General features: G+C 72.2%; 24 protein-coding genes and 1 pseudogene. 6 read left to right on the top strand and 19 right to left on the bottom strand.

Annotated features, from left to right (window positions below; genetic code table 11):
• The first annotated feature begins 71 nt into the window (after positions 1–71).
• The 3 genes from FHU28_RS03655 to FHU28_RS03645 are packed head-to-tail and all read left to right on the top strand — an operon-like array spanning position 72 to position 4914.
• Positions 72–1538, top strand: coding sequence for a 3' terminal RNA ribose 2'-O-methyltransferase Hen1 (locus tag FHU28_RS03655; protein ID WP_184680847.1), 1467 nt, complete (start codon positions 72–74; stop codon positions 1536–1538).
• The gene (locus FHU28_RS03650) at positions 1535–4051 is read left to right on the top strand and encodes a polynucleotide kinase-phosphatase (protein WP_184680845.1); all 2517 of its coding nucleotides are present in this window, start codon (positions 1535–1537) and stop codon (positions 4049–4051) included. The genes FHU28_RS03655 and FHU28_RS03650 overlap by 4 nt, the downstream gene beginning before the upstream one ends.
• Positions 4052–4074: 23 nt before the next feature.
• Positions 4075–4914 carry a DedA family protein gene (locus FHU28_RS03645; RefSeq protein WP_116503200.1) on the top strand — a complete coding sequence of 280 codons (840 nt, stop codon included), beginning with the start codon at positions 4075–4077 and terminating at the stop codon, positions 4912–4914.
• 171 nt (positions 4915–5085) lie between these two features.
• Here the strand turns inward: FHU28_RS03645 and FHU28_RS03640 are convergent, their stop codons facing one another.
• The 14 genes and pseudogenes from FHU28_RS03640 to clpB all read right to left on the bottom strand — a co-directional run bounded on the left by FHU28_RS03640 (position 5086) and on the right by clpB (position 17465).
• On the bottom strand, positions 5086–5463 hold the full coding sequence (locus FHU28_RS03640) for an ArsR/SmtB family transcription factor (protein ID WP_007454255.1): 378 nt from the start codon (positions 5461–5463) through the stop codon (positions 5086–5088).
• Between the two features lie 57 nt (positions 5464–5520).
• Entirely contained in the window at positions 5521–6060 is a 540-nt protein-coding gene (gene pyrE, locus FHU28_RS03635) for an orotate phosphoribosyltransferase (RefSeq protein WP_030500558.1), read from the bottom strand.
• Between the two features lie 142 nt (positions 6061–6202).
• Positions 6203–7012, bottom strand: a complete 810-nt coding sequence (locus FHU28_RS03630) for an SDR family NAD(P)-dependent oxidoreductase (protein WP_184680843.1) — start codon at positions 7010–7012, stop codon at positions 6203–6205.
• 245 nt (positions 7013–7257) lie between these two features.
• Positions 7258–7827: pseudogene (locus tag FHU28_RS03625) on the bottom strand (hypothetical protein); the annotation flags it as partial.
• A gap of 72 nt (positions 7828–7899) precedes the next feature.
• On the bottom strand, positions 7900–8727 hold the full coding sequence (locus FHU28_RS03620; RefSeq protein ID WP_184680839.1) for a preprotein translocase subunit SecG: 828 nt from the start codon (positions 8725–8727) through the stop codon (positions 7900–7902).
• Positions 8728–8794: 67 nt separating this feature from the next.
• Positions 8795–9793: a hypothetical protein gene (locus FHU28_RS03615; protein ID WP_184689195.1), complete on the bottom strand. Its 999-nt coding sequence runs from the start codon at positions 9791–9793 to the stop codon at positions 8795–8797.
• 64 nt (positions 9794–9857) lie between these two features.
• Positions 9858–11426 carry a polyamine aminopropyltransferase gene (locus FHU28_RS03610; RefSeq protein ID WP_184680837.1) on the bottom strand — a complete coding sequence of 523 codons (1569 nt, stop codon included), beginning with the start codon at positions 11424–11426 and terminating at the stop codon, positions 9858–9860.
• The gene (locus tag FHU28_RS03605) at positions 11423–12196 is read right to left on the bottom strand and encodes a hypothetical protein (protein ID WP_184680835.1); all 774 of its coding nucleotides are present in this window, start codon (positions 12194–12196) and stop codon (positions 11423–11425) included. Before FHU28_RS03605 ends, FHU28_RS03610 begins: the two co-directional genes overlap by 4 nt.
• Positions 12196–12618, bottom strand: a complete 423-nt coding sequence (locus tag FHU28_RS03600; RefSeq protein ID WP_043327571.1) for a DUF350 domain-containing protein — start codon at positions 12616–12618, stop codon at positions 12196–12198. Before FHU28_RS03600 ends, FHU28_RS03605 begins: the two co-directional genes overlap by 1 nt.
• Positions 12619–12649: 31 nt before the next feature.
• Positions 12650–13075, bottom strand: a complete 426-nt coding sequence (locus FHU28_RS03595) for a DUF4247 domain-containing protein (RefSeq protein ID WP_184680833.1) — start codon at positions 13073–13075, stop codon at positions 12650–12652.
• Positions 13072–13566 (bottom strand): DUF2617 family protein, encoded by a 495-nt coding sequence (locus tag FHU28_RS03590; protein WP_184680831.1) that lies wholly within the window; start codon positions 13564–13566, stop codon positions 13072–13074. Before FHU28_RS03590 ends, FHU28_RS03595 begins: the two co-directional genes overlap by 4 nt.
• A 1-nt stretch (position 13567) precedes the next feature.
• The gene (locus FHU28_RS03585) at positions 13568–14206 is read right to left on the bottom strand and encodes a DUF4178 domain-containing protein (protein WP_184680829.1); all 639 of its coding nucleotides are present in this window, start codon (positions 14204–14206) and stop codon (positions 13568–13570) included.
• An 81-nt stretch (positions 14207–14287) separates the two neighbouring features.
• Positions 14288–14668 carry a hypothetical protein gene (locus FHU28_RS03580; protein ID WP_184680827.1) on the bottom strand — a complete coding sequence of 127 codons (381 nt, stop codon included), beginning with the start codon at positions 14666–14668 and terminating at the stop codon, positions 14288–14290.
• A 205-nt stretch (positions 14669–14873) separates the two neighbouring features.
• Positions 14874–17465 carry an ATP-dependent chaperone ClpB gene (gene clpB / locus FHU28_RS03575; RefSeq protein WP_184689193.1) on the bottom strand — a complete coding sequence of 864 codons (2592 nt, stop codon included), beginning with the start codon at positions 17463–17465 and terminating at the stop codon, positions 14874–14876.
• Between the two features lie 160 nt (positions 17466–17625).
• On the opposite strand from clpB, the gene FHU28_RS03570 reads away from it, so the two are divergent.
• The 3 genes from FHU28_RS03570 (at position 17626) to FHU28_RS03560 (ending at position 19946) form a co-directional block, all read left to right on the top strand.
• Entirely contained in the window at positions 17626–18126 is a 501-nt protein-coding gene (locus FHU28_RS03570) for a cation:proton antiporter regulatory subunit (protein WP_184680825.1), read from the top strand.
• 5 nt (positions 18127–18131) lie between these two features.
• The gene (locus tag FHU28_RS03565) at positions 18132–19352 is read left to right on the top strand and encodes a cation:proton antiporter (RefSeq protein WP_184680824.1); all 1221 of its coding nucleotides are present in this window, start codon (positions 18132–18134) and stop codon (positions 19350–19352) included.
• Between the two features lie 165 nt (positions 19353–19517).
• Positions 19518–19946, top strand: a complete 429-nt coding sequence (locus tag FHU28_RS03560) for a hypothetical protein (protein ID WP_184680822.1) — start codon at positions 19518–19520, stop codon at positions 19944–19946.
• 95 nt (positions 19947–20041) lie between these two features.
• Here FHU28_RS03560 and FHU28_RS03555 read toward each other — a convergent pair whose 3' ends face one another.
• From FHU28_RS03555 to dnaK, 5 genes are all read right to left on the bottom strand, one after another.
• Positions 20042–20248: a hypothetical protein gene (locus FHU28_RS03555; protein WP_184680820.1), complete on the bottom strand. Its 207-nt coding sequence runs from the start codon at positions 20246–20248 to the stop codon at positions 20042–20044.
• Positions 20249–20420: 172 nt separating this feature from the next.
• A complete protein-coding gene (locus FHU28_RS03550) occupies positions 20421–20861 on the bottom strand; it encodes a heat shock protein transcriptional repressor HspR (RefSeq protein ID WP_184680818.1) in 441 nt (146 codons plus the stop codon).
• Between the two features lie 24 nt (positions 20862–20885).
• Positions 20886–22070, bottom strand: a complete 1185-nt coding sequence (dnaJ, locus tag FHU28_RS03545; protein WP_184680816.1) for a molecular chaperone DnaJ — start codon at positions 22068–22070, stop codon at positions 20886–20888.
• A 79-nt stretch (positions 22071–22149) separates the two neighbouring features.
• Entirely contained in the window at positions 22150–22887 is a 738-nt protein-coding gene (gene grpE, locus FHU28_RS03540) for a nucleotide exchange factor GrpE (protein ID WP_073826859.1), read from the bottom strand.
• Between the two features lie 48 nt (positions 22888–22935).
• Positions 22936–24801 carry a molecular chaperone DnaK gene (dnaK, locus tag FHU28_RS03535; RefSeq protein WP_184680808.1) on the bottom strand — a complete coding sequence of 622 codons (1866 nt, stop codon included), beginning with the start codon at positions 24799–24801 and terminating at the stop codon, positions 22936–22938.
• Between the last annotated feature and the right edge of the window lie 152 nt (positions 24802–24953).

The raw sequence follows: 24953 nt of genomic DNA, 5'->3' as shown, positions 1-24953 counted from the left end.
ATCCCTGCGCGGGTCGGGCTCCCCCGGAAACCCCCACGACACAGACCAACAAACCGAGAGATCATCGACAAGTGCTGCTGACCCTGACCACGACCCACCGCCCCGCAACCGACCTCGGCCACCTCCTGGTGAAGCATCCGGACCGCGTGCAGACCTTCGATCTGCCCGCCGGCACCGCGCATGTGTTCTACCCGGAGGCGGACGAGGCGCGCTGCACGGCGGCGCTGCTGGTCGAGGTCGATCCGCTCAAGCTGGGCGGCGGCCGTCGGAACCGCGCGCCGGAGGGCTTCGCGCTCGGGCAGTACGTCAACGACCGCCCGTACGCGGCCTCCAGCCTGCTCTCGTCGGCGCTGTCGAAGGTGTTCCGCTCCGCCCTGCGCGGCGAGTCGCGTGACCGTCCCGAACTGGCCGCGACCGCGATCCCGCTGACCGTACGGGTGCCGGTGCTGCGCTGCCGGGGCGGCGCGGAGCTGGCGGTACGGATCTTCGCCCCGCTGGGCTGGACCGTGACGGCCACCCCGATCCCGCTCGACGAGACGTACCCGGATTGGGGCGACAGCCGCTACGTCGACCTGACGCTGACCGGCACGCTGCGGCTCGCGGACGCCCTCAACCACCTGTACGTGCTGCTGCCGGTGCTCGACGACGCGAAGCACTACTGGGTGGCGCCGGACGAGGTGGACAAGCTGCTGCGCGCGGGTGCCGGCTGGCTGGCCGGTCATCCGGAGCGGGCCCTGATCACGCGGCGCTACCTGGCACACCGCCGGGCGCTCGCGGGCGTGGCGATGGCCCGCCTGACCGAACTGCGCCTGGCCGACGAGCCGCCCGCAGACGACAGCATCGACCCCGCGCCCGGAGAAGCCCCGGTGGCGGAGGACGTCCGCCGCGCGTCACTGGCGGTACGGCGACGCGAGGCGGTGCTCACCGCGCTGCGGGACAGTGGCGCGAGCCGGGTGCTGGACCTGGGCTGCGGTGGCGGCGCGCTGCTCACCGCGCTCGTCGCCGACCGGCGGTTCACCGAGGTGGTGGGCGTCGACGTGTCCGACCGGTCGCTCGGCCTGGCGGCCCGGCGGCTGCGCCTGGACCGGCTGCCGGAGCGGCAGCGGGACCGGATCCGGCTGTGGCAGTCGGCGCTGACGTACCGAGACGACCGGCTCCGGGGGTACGACGCGGCGGTGCTGATGGAGGTCGTCGAACACCTCGATCCGCCGCGCCTGCCGGCGCTTGAGGACGCGGTGTTCGGTCACGCCCGGCCGGGCACGGTGGTGGTGACCACCCCGAACGTCGAGTACAACGTCCGCTACGAGGGGCTCGGGCCGGGCCGGTTCCGGCACGCGGACCACCGGTTCGAGTGGTCCCGTGCCGAGTTCGCCGCCTGGGTGGAGCGGGTGGCGGCGGCGCACGGCTACACGGCGGTGCTCGGCGGTGTCGGCGACGACGACCCGGAGGTGGGCGCGCCGACCCAGATGGCGGTGCTCACCCGCGCCGACCGCGATGAGAACACCAGCAACGACCGGAAGGAGGCGACGAACCGATGACCGTCCTGGACATCCCCGAGCTGGCACTGGTGGCGCTCGTCGGCGTCTCCGGCTCCGGCAAGTCGACGTTCGCCCGGCGGCACTTCGCGCCCAGCCAGGTGCTCTCCTCGGACACGTTCCGTGGGCTGGTCGCCGACGACGAGAACGACCAGTCGGCGTCCGCCGACGCGTTCGACGCGCTGCACCACGTCGCCGCCATCCGGCTGCGGCGGGGACTGCTGACAGTGGTCGACGCGACGAACCTCCAGCCGCACGCCCGCGCCGGGCTGATCCGGGTCGCCCGGGAACACGACGTGCTGCCGGTGGCGATCGTGCTGGACGTGCCGGAGGCGGTGGCCTGGGAGCGTACCGAGGCTCGCGCCGACCGCACGTTCGGCCGGCAGGTGCTCAACCGGATGCGCCGCGACCTGCGGCAGTCTTTCGGGCGGCTGGCCCGCGAGGGCTTCCGCAAGGTGCACGTGCTGCGCGGGGTGGAGGAGATCGACGCCGCGGAGATCCGCTACGAGAAGATGTTCAACGACCGGCGCGAGCTGACCGGGCCGTTCGACGTGGTCGGGGACGTGCACGGCTGCCGTGCCGAGCTGGAGGCGCTGCTGTCCCGGCTCGGCTACGTGCTGCGCCGCGACGACGCGGGCCGCCCGGTGGACGCGGCGCACCCGTCGGGGCGTACCGCGGTGTTCGTCGGTGACCTGGTGGACCGCGGCCCGGACTCGCCCGGCGTGCTCCGCCTGGTGATGGGCATGGTGGCGGCCGGCCACGCGATCTGCGTGCCGGGCAACCACGAGCAGAAGCTGCTGCGCAAGCTGCGCGGCCGGGACGTCCGGCTGACCCACGGCCTGGCCGAGACGATGGAGCAGCTCGCCACCGAGCCGCCGGAGTTCGTCGCCGGGGTGGAGACGTTCATCGACGGACTGGTCAGCCACTTCGTGCTCGACGGCGGCCGGCTGGTGGTGGCGCACGCCGGACTGAAGGAGGCGTACCACGGGCGGGCGTCCGGCCGGGTGCGGTCGTTCGCGCTGTACGGCGAGACCACCGGCGAGACCGACGAGTACGGCCTGCCGGTGCGTTACCCATGGGCGCGGGACTACCGGGGCTCGGCCATGGTCGTGTACGGGCACACGCCGACTCCCGAGCCGGAGTGGGTGAACAACACCATCTGCCTGGACACCGGTTGCGTGTTCGGCGGGAAGCTCACCGCGCTGCGCTACCCGGAGAAGGAGCTGGTCGCCGTACCGGCGGTGAAGGAGTGGTACGCCCCGGCCCGGCCGCTGGTCCCGGTCGCGCCGACGCGGCCGGACACCGTGCTGGACCTGGCCGACGTGACCGGGCGACGCCACGTGACCCACCAGTACGGGTCGCTGACAGTGCCGGCCGAGAACGCCGCCGCCGCGCTGGAGGTGATGAGCCGGTTCGCCGTCGACCCGGGCCGGCTGGTGTGGCTGCCGCCGACCATGGCGCCCTGCTCCACGTCGACAGTCGAGGGGTTCCTGGAGCACCCGGCCGAGGCGTTCGCCGACTACCGGGCTGCCGGTGTCGACCGGGTGGTCTGCGAGGAGAAGCACATGGGCTCGCGAGCGGTTGTGCTCGTGGAGCGGGAGCCGGGCCGGTTCGACGGCGGGGTGGTGCACACCCGTACCGGTAGGCCGTTCTTCGACCCGCCGCTCGACGGCGAGCTGCTGGCGCGGGTGCGCGCCGCGGTCACCGCCGCCGGTCTCTGGGCCGAGCTGGGCACCGACTGGCTGCTGCTCGACGCCGAGCTGCTGCCCTGGTCGGCGAAGGCGAGCGGGCTGATCCGCGAGCAGTACGCCGGGGTCGGCGCGGCGGGGCGGGCGGCGCTGCCGGCGGTGCTCGCCGCGCTGGACACCGCCGCCGGGCGCGGGCTGCCGGTGGACGGGCTGCACGCCCGGATGGCCGACCGGGCCGCCGAGGTCACCGCCTACTCGGCGGCGTACCGGGCGTACGTCCGGCCGACCGACGGGCTGCGCGGGGTGACGCTGGCGCCGTTCGCGGTGCTGGCCGGGGCCGGGGTGAGCTACGCCGACCGCGACCACGGCTGGCACCTGGCGCTGGCCGACCGGCTCTGCGCCGCCGACCCGGAGTTCTTCACGCCGACCCGTCGGCGGGTGGTGGAGCTGGCCGACGAGGCGGCGGTGGCGGAGGCGACCGAGTGGTGGCTGGCGCTCACCGCGGCCGGCGGCGAGGGCATGGTGGTGAAGCCGTACGCAGGCCTGGCCGCCCGTGGCCCGAAGGGCTCGCTGCTGCAGCCGGGGATCAAGTGCCGGGGCCGCGAGTACCTGCGGATCATCTACGGTCCCGGCTACACGGAGGCGGGTCAGCTCGCCGCGCTGCGCCGTCGCTCGCTGGGCCGCAAGCGCGGGCTCGCGCTGCGCGAGCACGGCCTGGGCCTGGCCGCCCTGGACGCGCTGGCCGAGGACGCGCCGCTCTGGCGTCGCCACGAGCTGGTGTTCGCGATCCTCGCCTGCGAGTCCGAGCCCGTCGATCCCCGCCTCTGACGAGGACGCCCGGTCCGGCCGAAATGCCGGACCGGGCCGGGGTACCCTGTGTGGCCGTGGACACAGCAGAGAAGACACGGATGTTCTCCGAGAGCGTGGCTCTGAACCCGCTCGATCCGAAGGACCTCATCCACACCTTCGGCATGATCGGCGTCTGGGTCATTCTGTTCGCCGAGACCGGGCTCCTGGTCGGCTTCTTCTTCCCGGGCGACTCGCTTCTGTTCCTGGCCGGGGTGGCCGCCTCCCCGGTGGCCGACGCCATCTTCGGCGACGGCACCCGCCTGTCCCTGGCCGGTCTGATGATCGGCGGGCCGCTCTGCGCCATCGTCGGCGCGCAGCTCGGGCACTGGCTCGGCGCCCGGTACGGCCGCCGCATGTTCGAGAAGCCCAACTCCCGGCTGTTCAAGCGGGAGTACGTGGAGAAGGCGGAGTACTACTTCCAGCGGTTCGGGCCGGCGAAGGCGGTGGTGCTGGCCCGGTTCATCCCGATCGTGCGGACGTTCCTCAACCCGGTGGCCGGGGTGCTCGGCATGCCGGCCCGCCAGTTCTTCGTGTGGAACGTGGTGGGCGCGGTCCTCTGGGTGGACGGCATCCTGCTGATCGGCTACCTGCTGGCCCGGCAGATCTACGACGCCATCGGCGACAAGATCGACAGGTACATCCTGCCGGTGGTCGCGTTGATCATCGTGATCTCGGTGCTGCCGATCTTCTTCGAGTTCCTGCGGGACCGGCGGGCGCGCAAGCGCGGCGAGGCGGTCGCGGTGATCACCGCGGCGACCGTGGCCGGCACTGTGGAGGCGGCTCGCGAGGGCATCGAGGAGCACCGGCCCGGCCACGGAGACGGCGGGCAGCACCGCCGCTGAGCGCGTTCAGACACCGAAAGCCGGCCCTCGGGCGAGGACCGGCTTTCGGCATGAATCATCGAACCGGGTCACACAAACGGCCGCAGCCGTCATCGTGCGCTGATGGCGCCACCCCTCGCACGCCACCGGGCACCCGGCCGGGACGACCCTCGTCGGGTCGGCCCGAAGGTTTCAGCGAGCCTTCTTGGTGGCCCGCTTCCGCGGCGGGGTGAGCAGATCCGCGATCGTGGCGATCGCGGACGGCACCAGCCGGTAGTACGCCCAGACCCCGCGCTTCTCCCGCTCCAGCAAGCCGGCCTCGGTGAGGATTCGCAGGTGGTGGCTGACCGTCGGCTGCGAGAGGCCGAGCGGCGCGGTGAGGTCACACACGCACGCCTCCCCCTCGGGAGCCGACTGGATCAGGCTGAGCAGCCGCAGCCGTGCGGGGTCCGCGAGGGCCTTGAGGACCCCCGCGAGCCGCTCGGCGTCGGCGCGTTCGATCGGCTCGCCGGCAAGCGGCGAGATCTGAGGCATGGTCATTTCAGCCAACGCAGTTCCCACGTATTCCATCCTTCCACCAGCAGCATCGATCCGCCTGCATATCAGCAGATCCGAATCGGCAGACTTTTACGCCACAAGGCCGAGGTCAGCCAACGTATAGGCCGCCCGATAGGGCAATCCGGCGGCTCGCACCGCGTCGCCGGCGCCTCGATCAACAATAACCGCCACACCCACCACTTCGGCCCCCGCCTCGCGTAATGCCTCGACCGCCGTCAACACACTTCCGCCAGTGGTGGAGGTGTCCTCGACCGCCAGGACCCGACGACCGGCCACGTCCGGACCTTCGATCCGGCGCTGAAGGCCGTGCGCCTTGCCCTCCTTGCGGACCACGAACGCGTCCACCGCGTCGTCGGTGCCGGCCGAGGCGTGCAACATGGCGGCGGCCACCGGATCGGCGCCCAGGGTCAGCCCACCGACCGCGTCGTACGCCCAGTCGGCGGTCAGGTCGAGCATGACCCGACCGATCAACGGAGCCGCTTCGTGATGGAGCGTGACCCGGCGCAGATCCACGTACCAGTCCGCCTCGCGACCCGACGAGAGCACGACCCGGCCGTGGACCACAGCCAGGTCACTGATGAATTTGCGCAGGTCGTCGCGGTCGCCCATGGCCCAAGAGCGTACTTCGCAAGTCTGAGCGCCGTGCTTGGGGTCCGCCCTGGTCAACCCAGTGGGCGACCGATGGGTGGCGATGAGCGGCTACGCTGCGCGACCGTCCATCCCGGCCGGCCGCCGATCCGGCCCACACCGCTCAGCCGCGTCGCCGGTCGACCGCGCCCCGGGTGTCCCGGTTGAAGCCCCGCAGCAGGCGCTTCGGCACGTACCGCAACCCGGCCACCGCGACCTTGTACTTCCAGTCCGGGACACTCACAAACTTGCCTTTATGCAGGTCACGGAGCCCTTCGGCGACCACATCGTCGGCGCGCAGCCAGGCCCAGGCGGGCAGGCGCGACATGTCGATGCCGGCCCGCTCGTGGTTGCCGGTGCGGGTGTAGCCGGGGCAGAGCGCCATCACCCGTACGCCGAGCGGCGCGACGGACTGGCCGATCGACTCGCTGAAATTCGTCACCCACGCCTTGCTGGCCGAGTACGTGGATCCCGGCATGGGGACACCGAAGCCCGCAACGGAAGAGACATTTATCACTGCCCCGTCACCTTGTTCGATCATCGGACCGAGCGCGGCGTGGGTCAGGCGCAGCACCGCGAGCACGTTGAGCCGGACCAGCCGCGCCTCCTCGGCCACCGGCGAGCGGACGAACGAGGTGTTCAGGCTGATCCCCGCGTTGTTCACCAGCAGGTCGACCCGCGGGCCGTCGGCCAGCCGGCGCTCGACCGTCGCGCAACCGTCCTCGGTGGACAGATCGGCCGCGATCGTCTCCGCGTCGCCGCCGTGCCGGCCGGTCAGCTCGGTCGCCAGCGCGTCGAGCCGGGCGGCGTCCCGGGCCACCAGGACGAGGTCCCAGCCGTCGGCGGCGAGCCGCCGGGCGAACGCCTCGCCGATGCCCAGGCTGGCGCCGGTCACCAGGGCGCGGCGCCGGGAGGGGTGGGTTTCACCTGTCATGGGCGGTCCTCGGGAGGCGGCGGGAACCCGCTCGGCGGCGCGGGCGGAGCGGACGGGGGCGGCGAGGTCGCCGGCGGTGGCGCCCACGGCGGAGCGGACGGGGGCGGCGACGCGGGCGGGGCGGACGCCGGAGGCGCCGGCGGCGCGGACGGCTGGTGCAGGCCGGGCGGCGGTCCCCAGGGCGTCGGCCCGGAGGCGGGCGCGCCGGACACGGTGACGCCGTAGCCGGACGGCCGGGCCGGTCCGGTGCCGCGACGCAGGAACGCGCCGGCCGACGGCAACGTGAGCAGCCCGGCGACCACCAGGTAGCCCAGGATCTGCGCCACCGACACCGCCGCGTTCACCGGAATCCACCACGCCGGGTACGCGTCACCAACCAGCCCCAGCAGGTCGGCGGTGATCCGGTCCTCGGGACCGAGTTGCAGCGGGGCGGCCCGCTGGCCGACCAGCAACGCCAGCCCGCAACAGCCGCAGAGCAGGCCGGTGCCGGCGACGACCCAGGTTCCCACGCGGGCGCCGGACCGGCCGGCGAGCAGGCCGAGCGCCAGCCCGACCAGCAGCAGCGCGGCCAGCACGCCGAACACGGCGGCCAGGTAGGTCGAGGCGCGCAGCAGGCCGGCCACCTGGTCGATGTCGCCGCCGCTCGCGCCGGTCTCGTCCGCCGCGGCGGCCCGGAACCGCTCCACCGTGCCGCCGGTGACGGCGAGGTTGGCCACCGCGTACGCCACGGCGCCGACCGCCATTGCCAGCAGCACCGCCACCGCGGCGAGGACCGTGCCCGGCCGCCGGGGTGCGGCCCGATCGGGGTACGACACGACTGATCCCTCCGGTAGGCGTCGGGTTGCAACCTACTCGGAGGGATCGTCGGCGTCGCCGCAATCCGGACGTCAACTTCCGGGCGGCGGCTCCGGGTCGCGGCGCTCGCCCGGCTGACCGCCCGGCCCGGCCGGCGGCTGACCGGCCGACGGCGGCTGACCGGCCGACGGCGGCTGACCGGCCGACGGCGGCTGACCGCCCGGCGTGGACGGCGGTGGGGTGCCGGGAGCCGGGGGGTACGCCGGGTCGCCGGTCGGGCCCGGGTACGACGGGTACGACGGCTCACCCGGGTGCCCCGGGGCCGCCGGGTACGCGCCGCCCGGTACCGGTGGCTCCCAGCCGGCCTTGCGCTTGCGGAAGAACTCGTTCGCCTTCGGCAGCGCCAGCAGGATCAGCGCGGCCAGCAGGGCGAGCAGCGCCACCAGGCCCAGCAGCAGGTTGACCGGCGTGTACCAGGACGGCAGAGCGTCGTCGAGCCGGCGCTGGATCTCGTCCGGGCTGGGCATGTCACCAGTGGTGCCGCCGCCGGTCATGCCACCGGTGAGGCCGGTGAGCAGCCCGCCGCCGGTGCAGCAGAACAGGATGCCGCCCAGCACCCAGGTGGTGATCCGGGAGGCGTTCTTGCCCCTGTTGTTCAGCAGCGCGAGCACGACGAGCCCGGCCGCGAACAGCAGCGACAGGATCGCCGTGGCGATGCTGAACACGTACGCGATGTCGGCGGCGCCCTCGGCCGAGGTGCCCGCGTACGCGTCGGTGAGGACGTCGCGGACGGTGCCCACGACGGACAGCGCCACGATCAGGTTCACCACCTGGATCACGGCGACGAGAATGAGCAGCCAACTGGAAAGCGTCACCACACTGGGACGCACGCGGGGCGCGGTGCCCGGAGCATCGGCCATGATTCTCCCTTCCTGGATCAGGTGACCACCGTAGCGATCTCGCACCAGGTCAGCACGCCGGACCGGCTCACCGGTCCTCGGCGCGGCGCAGCCGTCGGTGCTCGGCGGTGACCACGCCGAGCAGCGCCAGGTCGAGCGCGACCGCGGAGACCGCGCCGAACTGGTTGACGGTGAAGTTGAAGACCTGCCCGAACAGCAGGTCGACCAGGAGCGCCAGCTTGAACAGCCGGAACGCCTCGGCCCGGTTCCGCCGCAGCAGCCAGGCGGCCCAGAGGCCGAGCACGGCGGTGATCAGCGCGGTGGCGCTGACGCCGAGCACCGCGCCCCACTCCCGTTCCTGGTCCAGGTGGCCGGTGACGCCGTCCAGGACCACCGCGACAACTGTGAGCACCGGCTCCACCACCAGGTAGACCACCACCGGCCAGACCAGCCAGCGGCGTCCGGCCGCCCAGGCGGCGAGACGTCGGGCCCGGTCCGCCGCGCGCTGCCAGACCCGCACCGGCGGCGGTTCCCGGTGGGGTACGGCGTCCAGCAGGTGCGCCATTGCGGTCTCGGTGGCCGGTCCGGTGCCCTGCACGAGACGCAGCACGGCGATCCGCCGCCTGTCGGTCAGCCCGGCGGGCAGGCCGCTGAGCACCACGTCCAGCGCGTTGGCGGTGCGCTCGGCGGGGGTGAGGCGGGATCGGCCGGTGCGCCCGCGTACCGCCTGGGTGAGCAGGACCAGCAACGCGAACGCGACGTAGATAATGGCGGCGGCGGGGGCGTAGAAGTAGTCAGTGCCGGTGGTGACGAACTTGCCCACCTCGTCGATGAACAGCCCGAACCCGATGCCGCCGACGATCGCGCCGCCGGTACGGGCGCCGCCGCCGAGGAAGACCAGCGGGATCCCCAGGCCCACGGCGAGCAGCAGACCGCCCCAGAGCACGTGCGCGATGTGCAGTCCGCCGCCGCCGAGCTGCGGATAGTCGGTGGCCTTCAGGTACGCGCGCACGGCCAGCACGGTGACCACGCCGGAGAGCACGAACGCCTGGAGGTAGGACGCCGCCTGGATCGCCCGGGTCGGCAGCCGGCGGACCAGCCAGCCGATCCCCGGCCGGTAGCGCGGCGATTCGGGTGGCATGCCCCGAAACCTAGTAGCCGCGCCACTCCTCGCGGGCGTAGTCCAGCACCCTGGGCCGCAACAACGTGTTGGCCGGCACGTCCAGCCGGGCCCGGTCGGCGGGGAACGCGGCGGCGGCGGCCAGCACCGCCGGGGTGAGGAAGCGCAGCGGCGGCGGGTCGTCCGGCAGCGCCAGCTCCGGCGCGACGCCCCCCGACGCGGCGAGCACGAAGCCCCAGTCGCCGAAGCTCGGCACGTCGACGTGGTACGGCACGGTGGCGAAACCGGCCTCGCGGATCGACCGCTCGATCGACCAGTACGACCGGGGCGCGAAGTAGGGCGAGCCGGACTGCACCACGAGCCGCCCGCCGGGGGCCAGCACCGGCCGGATCAGCGTGTAGAACTCGATCGTGTAGAGCTTCGCGGTGGCCGTCTCGTCCGGGTCGGGCAGGTCGGCGATCACCACGTCGAAGCGGTCCGTGGCGGTACGCAGCCACGCGAACGCGTCCAGGTTCAGCACCCGTACCCGGGGGTCGGTGAGCGAGCCGCCGTTCAGCTCGCGCAGCTGCGGTTCGCGGCGGGCCAGCTCGACCACGGCCGGGTCGAGGTCGACGAGCGTCACCGAGCGCACGTCCGGGTACTTGAGGATCTCCCGCGCGGCCAGCCCGTCCCCGGCGCCGAGCACCAGCACGTCGCCGTGCGCCCCGCGCATCGCCGGGTGCACGAGCGCCTCGTGGTAGCGGTACTCGTCGATCGAGCTGAACTGGAGGTCGCCGTTGAGGAACAGCCGCAGGTCGGTGGCGGCGTGGCCGGGCTCGCGCACCGAGCGGGTCAGCACGATCTCCTGGTAGCGGCTGCGCTCGGCGTGCACCACCGGGTCACGGTAGAGCTGCTGGCGGGTGGTCACCTCGAAGTCGTGGGCGGTCACCCACGCGTACCCGAGGAGCAGGCCGACCACGACGGTGGCCGCGCCCAGCGCGGCCCGCGCCCGCCGGCTGAGTTCGGCGCGGAACACGGTGAAGACGAGCACCACACCGGCGACCGCGTTCACCGCGCCCACCACGAGCGCGCCCTTGAGCTGGCCGAAGACCGGGATCAGCAGGAACGGGAAGGCGAGCCCGCCGAGCAGCGCGCCCACGTAGTCGGCGGCGAACAGATCGGCCACCGCGCTGCCCGCGGACTGCTCCCGGATGCGTTGCAGCATCACCATGAGCAGCGGGATCTCCGCGCCGATCAGCAGGCCGAGCACGAACGCGGTACCGACGAGCGCCGGGCCGTACAGGTCGAGCCAGGCGAACGCGGCGTAGAGGCCGAGCACGGACAGGCCGCCGAGCAGCGCCAGCGTCAGCTCGATCACCGCGAACGAGACCACCGCCCGGGACTGCAACGGCTTCGCCACCAGCGCGCCGACGCCCATCGCGAAGACCATCACGCCGAGCACGATCGACGCCTGGCCGACCGTGTCGCCGATCAGGTAGCTGCCGAGCGCGACCAGCGCCAGCTCGTACACCAGGCCGCAGGCCGCGCAGACGAAGACCGCGAGCAGGACCGCCGCGCGGGCCAGGCGCCACCGCGGCCGTGCGGCCACGTCGGCGGTCACTGTCCCGTCCAGGTACGTCCGGCGGCTCCCGCCCCGGCGCGCTGCGCGGGCACCCGTCCCCGGTGGCTGCGGCGCTGCCGCACGCCCACGGCGATGAACAGCGCGGCGAGCAGGAACAACCCGACGGAGCTGAGGATGTAGAGCCACCGGTCCCGCCAGAAGTCGTTGCCGGCGTCCGGCAGCGGCGCGGCGACGGTGGACGGCCCGGCGGTGGGCGCCGCCGCCGGTCCGGCGAGCCCTCGCTCGGCGGCGAGCAGCGGCAGGATCGTGGCGGCCCGGGTGACGGCCCAGCCCGGGTCGTCGAGGAACGCGTCCGGGTCCAGCCCGAAGCGGCCCAGCCCGGTTTCGATCGCGGTGCGGTCGGCGTACCTGATGTCGTCCGAACCCTCGATCGAGACGACGACGGAGTCCTCGTCGTTCTCGCTCGTCATGGAGGAGTACCTGACCATCGTGGTCACCTCGATCCAGCGCGTGCAGCCCGGCGCGCCGGGGACGGGCACGCCGTCACCGTGGTTGGAGCCGACGCTCACGTCGTCCCACCGGGTGGACAGCCTCCAGCCGTAGCAGATGCCCTGGCTGTCGGTGGCCGCCTTGAGGATCGGCACCGTGCCGGAGCGCTCGTCGGCCGTCGGGGCGGGGACGGAGGTGTCCGAGTCGGTGCCGAAGTTGCCGATGAGGCAGATGGCGACCACGATCACCGTCACGACCCAGAAGAACGCCTTCTTGAGCTTCTCCTTCTGCTCTGGCGGCGTGGCGCTCCAGCCGTCCATCAGATGATTGCGGCTGCGATGATCGCGCCCGTGGCGAGGTGCACGGTGGCCGAGACCCACACCGCCGGGTGCGGCTCCGGGTCGACCAGCAGCTCACCGAGCTTGCCCGGAGTGGCGGCGTCGAGCAGCATGAACGCCACCGCCATGATCACCAGGCCGAGGATGCCGTACGCGCCCGCGCCGATCAGCCCAAGCCTGAAATCGTTGTCGCTGGCCACGATCGCGGCCACCACGATGGTGCCCACCCCGACCAGGTTCGACGAGAGCAACAGCGCCGCGTTGCGGTTGCGCTCGACCCAGATCAGCTCGTGAAGCTTGCCCGGGGTGGCCACGTCGACCAGGACGTAACCGATGGCCATCAGAACGACGCCGACCACGCCGTACGCGAGGGTGACCAGCAGATCGGTGACGAGATGCTGCACAGAAGACTCCAGGGTGAGGGGGCGAAGGGGGCTACTTACCGGAACCGGGGCCGCCGCCCCGCACCGTGCTGCCTCGGCCCCAGCCCCAGCTGTTGCCGACGACGGTGTGGTAGCGGGGGTAGGCGGTGGTCATCTTCTCCAGCAGGATCACCGAGCCGACGGCGAGCGGGAGGATCACCACCGAGTCGTCGTCGTAGCGCAGGTAGACGCCGCTGCCGTCGACGTACTGGTCGGCCGGCCTCCATGCGTCGGTGATCTGCTTCGACACCTCGCTCGGTGTCTTCCTGGAGGTGTACGCGATCGCGTTCGAGCCGATGTCCCGCCCGGAGGCGCGGGAGAAGTTGTCCTCCACGTAGCCCCGGGGCGAGAAGTTGCCGTAGAAGATCGTGAAGGCGGCGACGAGCGCGCCGACGACGGCGACCGCCACGCCCACCACGAACCACCGTCGGTATGTCACAGCTCCTCCACCACGGTCTCGGTCAGGACCAGCTCGTTCGTCTGGGGGTAGACGTGCCAGGTACGCCAGGCGAGCAGACCGTCCGGCGGGCGGGGCCGGACGGAGAGCGCGGTGACCGCGTCCTCGTCGCCGGGGAAGACCCCGATCAGCGCGTACGGGTCCTCGGCCAGCTCGGCGCGCAGCGCCGCGACCCGGGTACGCAGGCCGTCGCCGTCCGGCCGGAGCACAGTGGCCATGAACCGGTAGCCGGCAGTTTCGTCGTGCAGCGCGTCCGGCAGGTGCGGCGGGCGGCCGGGCAGGCAGGCGACCGTCTCGGTGAGCCTGCCGAGCATCACCTGGTGGGAGGCGCCGAGCAGGCGCAGCCGCAGCCGGGGCAGCCCGGGCAGGTCGATGTCGCGTACGGCGAGCGCCGGCAGCTCCGGGCCGCCGAGGGCCAGGCTCAGGTCGGCGGCGCTGGTGTCGACGTAGGGCGCATCCAGGCAGACGAGCACGTCAGCGCACCGTCTCCGGGCCGCCCTGCGGGTAGATCATCACCTCGGCGTGGCGCAGCTCCTCACCGAGGTTGACCTCCCAGCCGGCCTCCCCGTACGCCTCGAACGACAGCCGCGCGCCCCCGGGCGCCTGGTAGTCGTAGTAGCGCATGGTGCCGTGCGGATCGAGGCCGGTGCCCTCGGTCGCGGTGTACCGGGCCTGGCCGGACTCGTCCCAGTTGTAGCGGCGGCCGGCCATCTCCAGCGTCGGGGCGCCCGGCGTCACGGTGGCCCCCGGCTCGCTGGTCCAGAGCACCAGCTCCAGATCCGGGTCGGACTCGACGGAGAGCCAGCGCTTCACCCCGCCCGCGTCGTCGAGCAGGTGCTCCGCCCAGCTCCAGCCGCCCTCGACCAGGTGCACCGAGCCGCGCACCGTGTACGGCACGGCGCGGATCTCGACGATGTCGCCGGGCTTGAGCGCGCGCGGGTCACCACGCAGCGCGTCCGCGTCCCGGTCCCGGAACGGGTCACCCGGCGCCGCCTTCGTCTTCGGGCCGGACGCGGACCGGGATCTCCGCATCGCAATCACGGCGATCACCACACCGGCCACCCCGACGAGGCACCCCAGCGTGGTCACCACGTACGCCAACGAACCGTTCACGACCGCCTCCCCCAACATGCTCGGCGGGAACGGTAACAACCGCAGACAAGCTTGCTGAAGCCCTAGACGCTGAGTGTTCGCTCAGTTACCTGCATGGCCGGCGAGCCGGTCGGCCGCATACTCGCCCAGCGTGGCCCGGCCCATCAGGCAGCCGGAGAACGTGGTGAACTCGCCGTCGTCGTCGCGCAGCCGGGTCCACGCCGCCCGCCCGGCGGCCGGGTCGACCGCCTCCAGCAGCGTCGCCGCGTACGCCCGGCCGGCCGGCGAACCCTTGCGGAGCAGCTTGTCGACCCGCTTGCGGGCCGCCTCCGGGTGCTCCCGCAACCCCTGCTCCAGCCGCCGGTACGCCTCGGTCGCGGGCAGCATCTGCCCCGCCAGCCCCACCCCGCCGAAGGCGAGAGTGTCCGCGCGGTCGAGTTCCCGCGCCGCCTCGTCCAGTTCCCGCTCCCACGTCCCGCTCATACCCCACTATGTGCCCACGCCGCTCACCCCTCACCCCTCCCGAGTGCAAGGAAGGGCCCCTTATTAACGCCTCCGGTAGAGGAAGGGCCCCCTATTAACACCGCACGACGCGCGGGCGCAGGCGGGGCGCGGGGTCGGGGGCGGGGGCGCGAGGGACGGCGAAGGCCCGGCCTTGAGGGGCCGGGCCTTCGCGGGGTGGAGCGGGTCAGGCGGCGGTGACCGCCAGGGACTCCTTCGTGTCGGACAGGTCGACGCGCACCGTGTCGCCGTCGCGGATGTCGCCGGACAGCAGCGCCTTGGCGAGCTGGTCGCCGATCGCCGACTGCACCAGCCGGCGCAGCGGGCGGGCGCCGTAGATCGGGTCGTACCCGTGCTCGGCCAGCCAGGTGCGTGCGGAGTCGCTGACGTCCAGTGCCAACCGGCGGTCCGCAAGACGGGTTCGCATCCGGTCGAGCTGGATGTCCACGATCGACCGCAGGTCCTCGCCCTGGAGCGCGGCGAACACCACGATGTCGTCGAGCCGGTTGAGGAACTCGGGCTTGAAGTGGGACCGGACCACCGCGAGCACGCCCTCCCGGCGCTCGTTCTCGGTCAGCGTCAGGTCGCTGATCACCGACGAGCCCAGGTTCGAGGTGAGGATCAGGATCGCGTTGCGGAAGTCGACCGTACGGCCCTGACCGTCGGTGAGCCGGCCGTCGTCGAGCACCTGGAGCAGTACGTCGAAGACGTCGGGGTGTGCCTTCTCCACCTCGTCCAGCAGGATCACCGAGTACGGGCGGCGGCGTACCGCCTCGGTGAGCTGGCCGCCCTCCTCGTAGCCGACGTACCCGGGCGGGGCGCCGACCAGGCGGGCCACCGAGTGCTTCTCGCCGTACTCACTCATGTCGATGCGGACCATGGCCCGCTCGTCGTCGAAGAGGAACTCGGCGAGCGCCTTTGCCAGCTCGGTCTTGCCGACGCCGGTCGGACCGAGGAACAGGAAGCTGCCGGTCGGCCGGTCCGGATCGGCGACGCCGGCCCGGGCACGGCGGACCGCGTCGGAGACCGCGCCGACCGCCTCGGCCTGGCCGACCACGCGGGCGCGCAGCGACTCCTCCATCCGCAGCAGCTTGGCGGTCTCGCCTTCCAGCAGCCGGCCGGCGGGGATGCCGGTCCAGGCGGCGACCACCGCGGCGATGTCGTCCGCGCCGACCTCCTCCTTGAGCATCGCGCCGTCGGCCTGGAGCCGGGCCAGTTCCTCCTCGGCCTGCTTCAGCTCGGTCCGCAGCGCGGGGATCCGGCCGTACCGCAGCTCGGCGGCGCGTTCCAGCTCGCCGTCGCGCTCGGCCCGCTCGGCCTCGCCGCCGAGGCGCTCCAGCTCCTCCTTGGCGGTGGAGAGCTTGGTGATGTGGCTCTTCTCGGTCTGCCAGCGCTCGGAGAGCGCGGTGAGCTGCTCGCGCTTGTCGGCCAGCTCCTTGCGCAGCCGCTCCAGGCGCTCGGCGGACGCGGCGTCCGGCTCCTTGGCCAGCGCCATCTCCTCGATCTCCAGGCGGCGTACCGCCCGCTCGATCTCGTCCACCTCGACCGGGCGCGAGTCGATCTCCATGCGTAGCCGGGACGCGGACTCGTCGACCAGGTCGATCGCCTTGTCCGGCAGGAACCGGTCGGTGATGTAGCGGTCGGAGAGCGCGGCGGCGGCGACCAGCGCGGCGTCGGTGATCCGTACGCCGTGGTGCACCTCGTAGCGCTCCTTGAGCCCGCGCAGGATGCCGATGGTGTCCTCGATGGTCGGCTCGCCGACCAGCACCGGCTGGAAGCGGCGCTCCAGGGCCGGGTCCTTCTCGATGTGCTCGCGGTACTCGTCGAGCGTGGTCGCGCCGACCATCCGCAGCTCGCCGCGGGCCAGCATCGGCTTGAGCATGTTGCCGGCGTCCATCGAGCCCTCGCCCTTGCCCGCGCCGACCACTGTGTGCAGCTCGTCGAGGAACGTGATGACCTGGCCGTCGGAGTTCTTGATCTCCTCCAGCACGGACTTCAGCCGCTCCTCGAACTGGCCGCGGTAGGACGCGCCGGCGACCATCGCGCCGAGGTCGAGCGAGACGAGCTTCTTGTCCCGCAGCGACTCGGGTACGTCGCCGGCCACGATCCGCTGGGCCAGGCCCTCCACGATCGCGGTCTTGCCGACGCCCGGCTCGCCGATCAGCACCGGGTTGTTCTTGGTACGCCGGGACAGCACCTGGATCACGCGGCGGATCTCCGAGTCCCGGCCGATCACCGGGTCGATCTTGCCGTCGCGGGCGCTGGCGGTGAGGTCCACGCCGTACTTGGCCAGGGCCTGGTAGGTCTGCTCCGGGTCGGCGGTGGTGACCCGGCGGTCCCCGCCCCGGACGGTCGGGAACGCGGCGACCAGGTTCTCCTCGGTGGCGCCGGAGTTCTTCAGCGCGACCGAGACCGCGCCGCCGACGCGGGCCAGCCCGGCCAGCAGGTGCTCGGTGGAGGTGTACTCGTCGCCCAGCGGCCGGGCGATCTGCTCGGCGGCGCCGATGGCGTTGACGAACTCGCGCGCAAGCGTCGGCTCGGCGATGCTCGACCCGCGCGCGGCGGGCAGCGCGTCGACCGAGCGCAGAGCGACGCGGCGCAGCTCGGCGGGGTCGGCCCCGACGGCGCGCAGCAGACCCGCGGCGGTCGAGCCCTCGGTGTCCAGCAGTGACAGCAGCAGGTGCCAGGGCTCCACGGTGGCGTGACCGCGCTGGTTCGCCAGCGCGACGGCACCGGTGATGGCTTCGCGGCTCTTGGTGGTGAGTCGTTCCGTGTTCATGGGCTCCCCCGGATCGGCGTGTCCACTGGTCATGACACAACCAGAGTTGAGTCTATTCCGCTCAACTCCACTTGTGTGACCTGAGTCACCACTCGCCGGGCCGACTGAAAGACATCGACCCCGACGAGAACGCGTGCGCGGCAGCGGTAGCCTCACCGGCGTGCGAGTACGTGTCGAACAGACCGCCCTGCCGGGTATCGGCGTACGTCATGACCTGATGACGGAGTCCGGCCGCCGGCTCGGAGTGGTCTCACACCGCAATGGCCGTCGCGACCTGGTCCTGTACGACCCGGAAGATCCCGACTCCTGCCAACACGACATCCCCCTCACGGACGACGAGGCGGAGGCGCTCGCCGACATCCTCGGCGCGTCGCTGATGCTGGGTCAGCTCTCCGGGCTGCGCGAGCAGGCCGCCGGGCTGCTGACCGAGCAGATCGCCATCCCGGCCGGGTCGAAGTACGTCAACAAGCGGCTGGGTGACACCAAGGCGCGGGCCCGGACCAGTGCGTCGATCGTCGCCGTGCTGCGTCAGGGCACGGTGAACGTCTCGCCGGATCCCACTTTCCGGTTCGAAGCCGGCGACGTGGTCGTCGTGGTCGGGACCCGCCAGGGGCTCGACGGCGTGACCGCAATCCTCGCCGAGACCGACCCGGACGTCTGACGCGTATGCACGAAACCACAATCCTGCTCATCGAGGTCGGTGCGCTGCTGCTCCTGCTCGGCCTGCTCGGCCGGCTGAGCCGTCGCTTCGGCGTCTCGCCCATCCCGCTCTACCTGCTCGCCGGCCTCGCCTTCGGGCACGGCGGCCTGTTGCCGCTCAACGCCAGCGAGGAGTTCTTCGCCGTCGGCGCCGAGATCGGCGTGATCCTGCTGCTGGTCATGCTCGGCCTGGAGTACAGCGCCAACGAACTGGTGGGCAACCTCCGCTCGGCCGCGCCCGCCGGTCTGATCGACGCGGTGCTCAACGCGCTGCCCGGCTTCGGGTTCGCGCTGCTGCTCGGCTGGGGCTGGGTCGCCGCCGTGGTGCTCGCGGGCGTCACCTGGGTGTCGTCCTCGGGCGTCATCGCCAAGGTGCTCGGCGACCTGGGCCGGGTCGGTAACCGGGAGACACCGGTGATCCTCTCCGTCCTGGTGATCGAGGACCTGGCGATGGCCCTCTACCTGCCGCTGGTCACCGCGCTGCTCGCCGGGGTCGGCCTGATGAAGGGCGGCATCGCGCTCGCCATCGCGGTGTTCACCGTGGTCGTCGTGCTGGCCGTGGCGATCCGGTACGGCCACCTGATCTCCGCCGCGCTGTCCGCCAAGGACCCGGAGGCGCTCCTGCTCGGGGTGCTGGGCCTGACCCTGCTCATCGCGGGCGTCGCGGCCAAGCTCCAGGTCTCCGCCGCCGTCGGCGCGTTCCTGGTCGGCATCGCGCTGTCCGGGCCGGTGGCGCACCACGCCACCGAACTGCTCTCCCCGCTACGGGATCTCTTCGCCGCGGTCTTCTTCGTGTTCTTCGGGCTGGTCACCAACCCGCTGGACATGCCGCCGGTGCTACTGCCCGCGCTGCTGCTGGCAGTGGTCACCATGGCGACGAAGGTGGCCACCGGTTACCTGGCCGCCCGCCGGGTCGGGATCGCCGAGCCCGGTCGCTGGCGGACCGGCCTGGCGCTGACACCGCGCGGTGAGTTCTCCATCGTCATCGCCGGGCTGGCCGTCTCCGCCCTCTACCCGGTGGACCCGAAGCTGGCGGCGCTCGCCACCGCGTACGTGTTGATCACCGTGGTGACCGGTCCGCTGCTCGCCCGGCTGCCCGACACGCAGTGGTTCAAGCAGTGGCTGCGCACCCGCGCCGCAGCCGCCGCCCGTACGCCGGCGCCGTTGCCCGCGCCGACCGGAGACTGACCGGGGCCGGGCCGGGTCCGCCGTAGGGCAGATCCGGCCCGGCGTTGTCAAATTGATCCCCGGAAGGTCTACCACTGCTCCGCTCAGCCGCGTTAACGTTTCGCCCCAGCAGCCAGGGTCCGCGGGTGGCCGGTGCCCCCGCCAGCGCAAGCGGAAGGTCGGCCGGTGAACGTGCAGGAAGAGACGTTCCACGGCTTCGCCAATCCGGTCGATCCCTCGCCCGCCGAACTCCGGGCGTGGGCCTATCAACCGGATTCGGTGCCGCTGACCTCGATGCCGCCCGACTGGGACCTGCTGGTCGCCGGTGACCGCCTGGTGCAGACGCTGTTCGACCTGGCGATGGACCAGGGCTGCCCGGCCCGCCGGTTCGCGCTGCACTGCCTCTACATCTACGCCGCCGACGGCATCCGGACGAACTTCCGCGCCCATCCCAAGCGCCGGTTCCGCAAGCTGGTCGAGCAGGCCGAACGCGCCGGTGACGACCTGATGCGCAACTGGGCGCACAACAGCCGCGTGCTGCTCGCCCGGCCGGACCTCTTCGTCTACCGGGACTGGTGCGAAGGCGGCCTGGTCCGCGAGAACCGCCGCCTCTGACACCTCGCCCCCCGGAACACGAACGGGCCGCGATCCCGAGCACACGAACGGGCCGGGATCCCCCGTGGATCCCGGCCCAGCTCGTCGGCGGATCGTCAGGTCGCCCCGCCCTGCTTCTTGCGCCTCTCGTCGTCCCGGGCCCGGTCCACGCCGTGGTCCGTCTGGTCGGCGAAGCGCCCATCCTTGACCTTGTCGCTGAAGCGTCCCTCGGTGACCCGATCGAACCGCTCGCGGACGTTCTCGGCCACCTTCTCCAGCCGTTCCTCGGCGCGTTCCGCCACCTTCTTCGCCGGTTCCGCCATGGCTCCCCCTGCCAGCTCGGCGTCCGATTTAGGGGTTTTAGCCCTACCGGCGAGCCTAGTCGACAGCGCCCTGCCGCATCCGGCTTTCCTCCGCCGAGCGCCCCCGAACCGTGGACGCACGAAGGCCGGCGCAGCCCCGGGGGAGCGGGGCGCGCCGGCCTTCCGGTGAAGGTCAGCGGTCGGGAGCGCGGCGCGGTCGCCACACGACGAGCGCGGTGGACGTGCGGTTGGTCGGCACGAGATCGCCGCGGGGAAAGCCACCGAGCGACTCCAGCTCGGCGATCCGCCGGTACGCGGCGTCCAGCTCCGCCTCCAGGCGGGCCACCCGCTGCTGCGCCTCTTCGAGCAGCCGCTCCAGCCCGATGATCCGCTTGACCCCGGCCAGGTTGATCCCGTCGTCCTGGCTGAGCCGCTGCACCTCGCGCAGCAGCACCACGTCCCGGACGCTGTACCGGCGACCACCGCCGGACGCCCGGCCCGCCTGCACCAGGCCCAGCCGGTCGTACTGGCGCAGCGTCTGGGGGTGCATCCCCGCCATCCGCGCAGCCACCGAGATCATCAAGACCTTGGCCTCGTAGGCCGGGTCAACTGAGCCGACGTACTCCTCCGACATGCCCGCTCACCTCCGCTGCCGCCGTCAACTGAATCGACGTACCCGCGCGTCGAGATGTTCCCGCGCGGCGGGCGGAGTCTGCGCTGCGAAGGTCTCCAGCGCCGCCCGCGCCTCGTCCGAGACCTTCGCCGGGACCACCACGTCGAGCGTGACCAGCAGGTCACCGGCGCGGCCGTCCTTGCGTACGACGCCCATGCCGCGGGCGCGCAGCACCCGCCCGCTCGGCGTACCCGGTGGCACCCGCAGCGTCACAGTCCCGTCCAGGGTCGGGACGCGCAGGTCGGTGCCGAGAACCGCCTCGGCGTACGTGATAGGGACGTTCAGGGTCAGATCGTCCCCGGTGCGTCCGAACAGCTCGTCCGGGCGGACCTTCACCTGCACGAACAGGTCGCCCGCCGGACCGCCCCGCTCGCCGGGCTCACCCCGGCCGGCCAGCCGGATCCGCTGCCCGTCGGCCACCCCGGCGGGGAAGCGCACGTTGAGCGTGCGGGTCTTGGTGACCCCGCCGGTGCCGTGGCACTCCGGGCACTTCTCCTCGACGATCGTGCCGACGCCCTGACAGTTGCGGCACGGCTCGGAGAAGCTGAACGACCCCTGGTTGCGCGTGGTCACCCCGGCGCCGTGGCAGACCGGGCAGGGCGCCGGCTGCGTACCCGGCTTCGCGCCGTTGCCGTGGCAGGTGTCGCAGACGCCGGGCGCGCGCAGCGTCAGCGGCAGCGTGACGCCGCGGACCGCGTCGGAGAAGTCCAGCGCCACCTGGGTCTCGACGTCCCGGCCACGCGCCGGGCCGCGCGGACGCGCCGCGCCGCCCCCGCCGCCGCCGGAGAAGATCGAGCTGAACAGGTCGGTGAAACCGCCACCGCCGAACCGGTTGTCGCCGCCGCCGGCCCCGCCGCCGAACAGGTCGGAGACGTCGAACGGCGCGCCGCCCGGCTGGCCCGGGCCACGGGCGTTACGCCGGAAGGCGCCCGAGCCGAACAGCGAGCGCATCTCGTCGTACTCGCGCCGCTTCTTCTCGTCGCCCAGCACCGCGTACGCCTCGGAGACGGTCTTGAACCGCTCCTCGGCCCCGGTGTCACCGGGGTTGTGGTCCGGGTGCGACTCCCGGGCCAGCTTGCGGTACGCCTTCTTGATCTCGTCCGAGGAGGCGGACTTCTCCACGCCCAGCGCGGCGTAGTAGTCCTTCTCGATCCAGTCCTTGGAACTCACCGGTCCACCCCCTTCCACGGGTCGAAGCCCGGCCGTCCCGCCCGCCCGGTGCGGGCGGGCGGGACGTCACGGGTCGGCACTACTCCGGGTCCGCGACCGCGACCATGGCGGGCCGCAGCAGCCGCTCACCGAGCTGGTAACCCCGGCGCATGACCTGCACGCAGGTCGACTCGGTCACGTCGGCGGAGGTCTGGTGCGCCACCGCCTCGTGCCGGGTCGGGTCGAACGGGTCGCCCTTCTCGCCGAAGGCGGTCAGGCCGAACTTGCCCAGCGCGCCGGTGAGCTGCTCGGCCACGCTGCCGAACGGGCCCACCAGATCGCCGTGCTCGCGGGCCCGGTCCAGGTCGTCCAGGATCGGCAGCAGCGCGCTGAGCACCGCACCGGTGGCCTGCTCCTGGACCAGGTTGCGGTCCCGGTCGACCCGCTTGCGGTAGTTGGCGTACTCCGCCGTGACCCGCTGGAGGTCGCGGGTGCGCTCCTCCAGGTCGGTACGGAGCGACTCCAGCTCGGCGCCGAGCGGCGCGCTCGCCTCGGTCTCCCCGCTCGGCTCGGCCGGGGAGTCGACCACCGTCGGCCCGTTGACCTCGGCCTCGCCGCCGATCTCGTCGACCACGACCTCGGCCTCCTCGACCAGCCCTTCGGCGGGCGCGTCGGCAGCGGCGTCCGCCGCCGAGACGTTGTTCGCCGGCTGCTCGGTCACCTTGCCGAGCTTGCGCTTGTCGCGGATGACGACCCGGGGTTCGTCGCCGGCGTGCTTGCCGGCGCCCGGCGCCGACCCAGTGGCACCCGGGTCGGCCGCACGTGGCTTGTCCGTCATGCGGTTACCTCATCCCTCTGCCGTGCGCATCGTGTCCGGGACCGGATGTCACTTCTTGTCCTCGTCCACGATCTCCGCGTCGACCACGTCGTCGTCGCCACCGGCCTTCGGGCCACCGGCCGCACCCGCGCCGGCGCCCGGCCCGGCCGCGCCGCCCGGCGCGGCCTGCTCGCCCTCCTGCTGCTGGGCGTAGAGCAGCGAGCCGGCCTGCTGGGAGACCTGTGCCAGCTTCTCGTGCGCGGACTTGATCTTCTCGATGTCCTGGCCGCCGAGCGCGCTGCGCAGCTCGCCGAGTGCCTCGTTGAGCTGGTCACGGTTCTCGCTGGGCAGCTTGTCGCCGCTCTCGGCGAGGAACTTCTCGGTCTGCCACTGGAGCGCCTCGGCCACGTTGCGGGTCTCGGCCTCCTCGCGGCGGCGCTTGTCCTCGTCGGCGTGCTCCTCGGCGTCCCGGCGCATCCGCTCGATGTCGTCCTTCGGCAGCGAGGAGCCGCCGGTGATCGTCATCTTCTGCTCCTTGCCGGTGCCCAGGTCCTTGGCGTGCACGTTCACGATGCCGTTGGCGTCGATGTCGAACGTGACCTCGATCTGCGGCACGCCGCGCGGGGCCGGCGGGAGGCCGGTCAGCTCGAAGGTGCCGAGCTTCTTGTTGTAGGCGGCGATCTCCCGCTCGCCCTGGAACACCTGGATCAGCACCGACGGCTGGTTGTCGTCGGCCGTGGTGAAGACCTCGGAGCGCTTGGTCGGGATGGTGGTGTTGCGTTCGATGAGCTTGGTGAAGATGCCGCCCTTGGTCTCGATGCCCAGGCTCAGCGGGGTCACGTCGAGCAGCAGGACGTCCTTGACCTCACCCTTGAGCACACCGGCCTGGAGCGCGGCGCCGACGGCGACGACCTCGTCCGGGTTGACGCCCTTGTTCGGGTCACGGCCGGTGAGCTGCTTGACCAGGTCGGTGACGGCCGGCATCCGGGTCGAGCCGCCGACCAGGATGACGTGGTCGACGTCGGAGATTTTGATCCCGGCGTCCTTGACGGCCTGCTCGAACGGGCCCTTGCAGCGGTCCAGCAGGTCCTGCGTCATGCGCTGGAACTCGGCGCGGCTCAGCGTCACGTCGAGGTGCAGCGGGCCGGCCGAACCGGCGGTGATGTACGGCAGGTTGATGTTGCTGGTGGTGGCGGCGGACAGCTCGATCTTGGCCTTCTCGGCCGCCTCCTTGAGCCGCTGCAACGCCATCTTGTCCTGCGAGAGGTCGATGCCGTGCTCGCCGCGGAACGTCTTCACCAGATGGTCGATGATGCGCTGGTCCCAGTCGTCACCGCCGAGCTGGTTGTCACCGCTGGTGGACTTGACCTCCACCACGCCCTCGGCCAGCTCCAGCAGCGACACGTCGAAGGTGCCGCCACCGAGGTCGAAGACCAGGACGGTCTGCTCCTTGGAACCCTTGTCCAGGCCGTACGCCAGGGCGGCCGCGGTCGGCTCGTTCACGATCCGCAGCACGTTGAAGCCGGCGATCTCACCGGCCTCCTTGGTGGCCTGGCGCTGTCCGTCGTTGAAGTAGGCCGGGACGGTGATCACGGCGTCGGTGATCTGCTCGCCCAGGTATGCCTCGGCGTCCCGCTTCAGCTTCATCAGCGTGCGGGCCGAGATCTCCTGCGGGGTGTACTTCTTGCCGTCGATGTCGACGGTCCAGTTGGTGCCGATCTCCCGCTTGACCGAGCGAATGGTCCGGTCGGGGTTGGTCACCGCCTGGCGCTTGGCGACCTCACCGACGAGCACCTCGCCGTTGCGGGCGAACGCGACGATCGAGGGAGTCGTACGCGAGCCCTCTGCGTTGGCGATGACGGTGGGCTCACCGCCCTCGAGAACGCTGACGCAGGAGTTCGTCGTGCCGAGGTCGATGCCGACCGCACGTGCCATGTTCGCTTCCTCGCTTCGTAACGGGTGAGCAGGTCAGACGGCCTGCCCGGGGGACCGCCCGGAAGCGGTCGCACCACAAGTTGAGTGAACTTGACTCAATACTGCCACGCCATCGCCAATCCGCAAGTCGAGGTTGAGCGGACCCGGCGCAA

This window comes from Micromonospora echinospora (assembly GCF_014203425.1).
Taxonomy (GTDB): Bacteria; Actinomycetota; Actinomycetes; order Mycobacteriales; family Micromonosporaceae; genus Micromonospora; species Micromonospora echinospora_A.
This window is presented reverse-complemented; position numbering and strand designations above follow the sequence as displayed.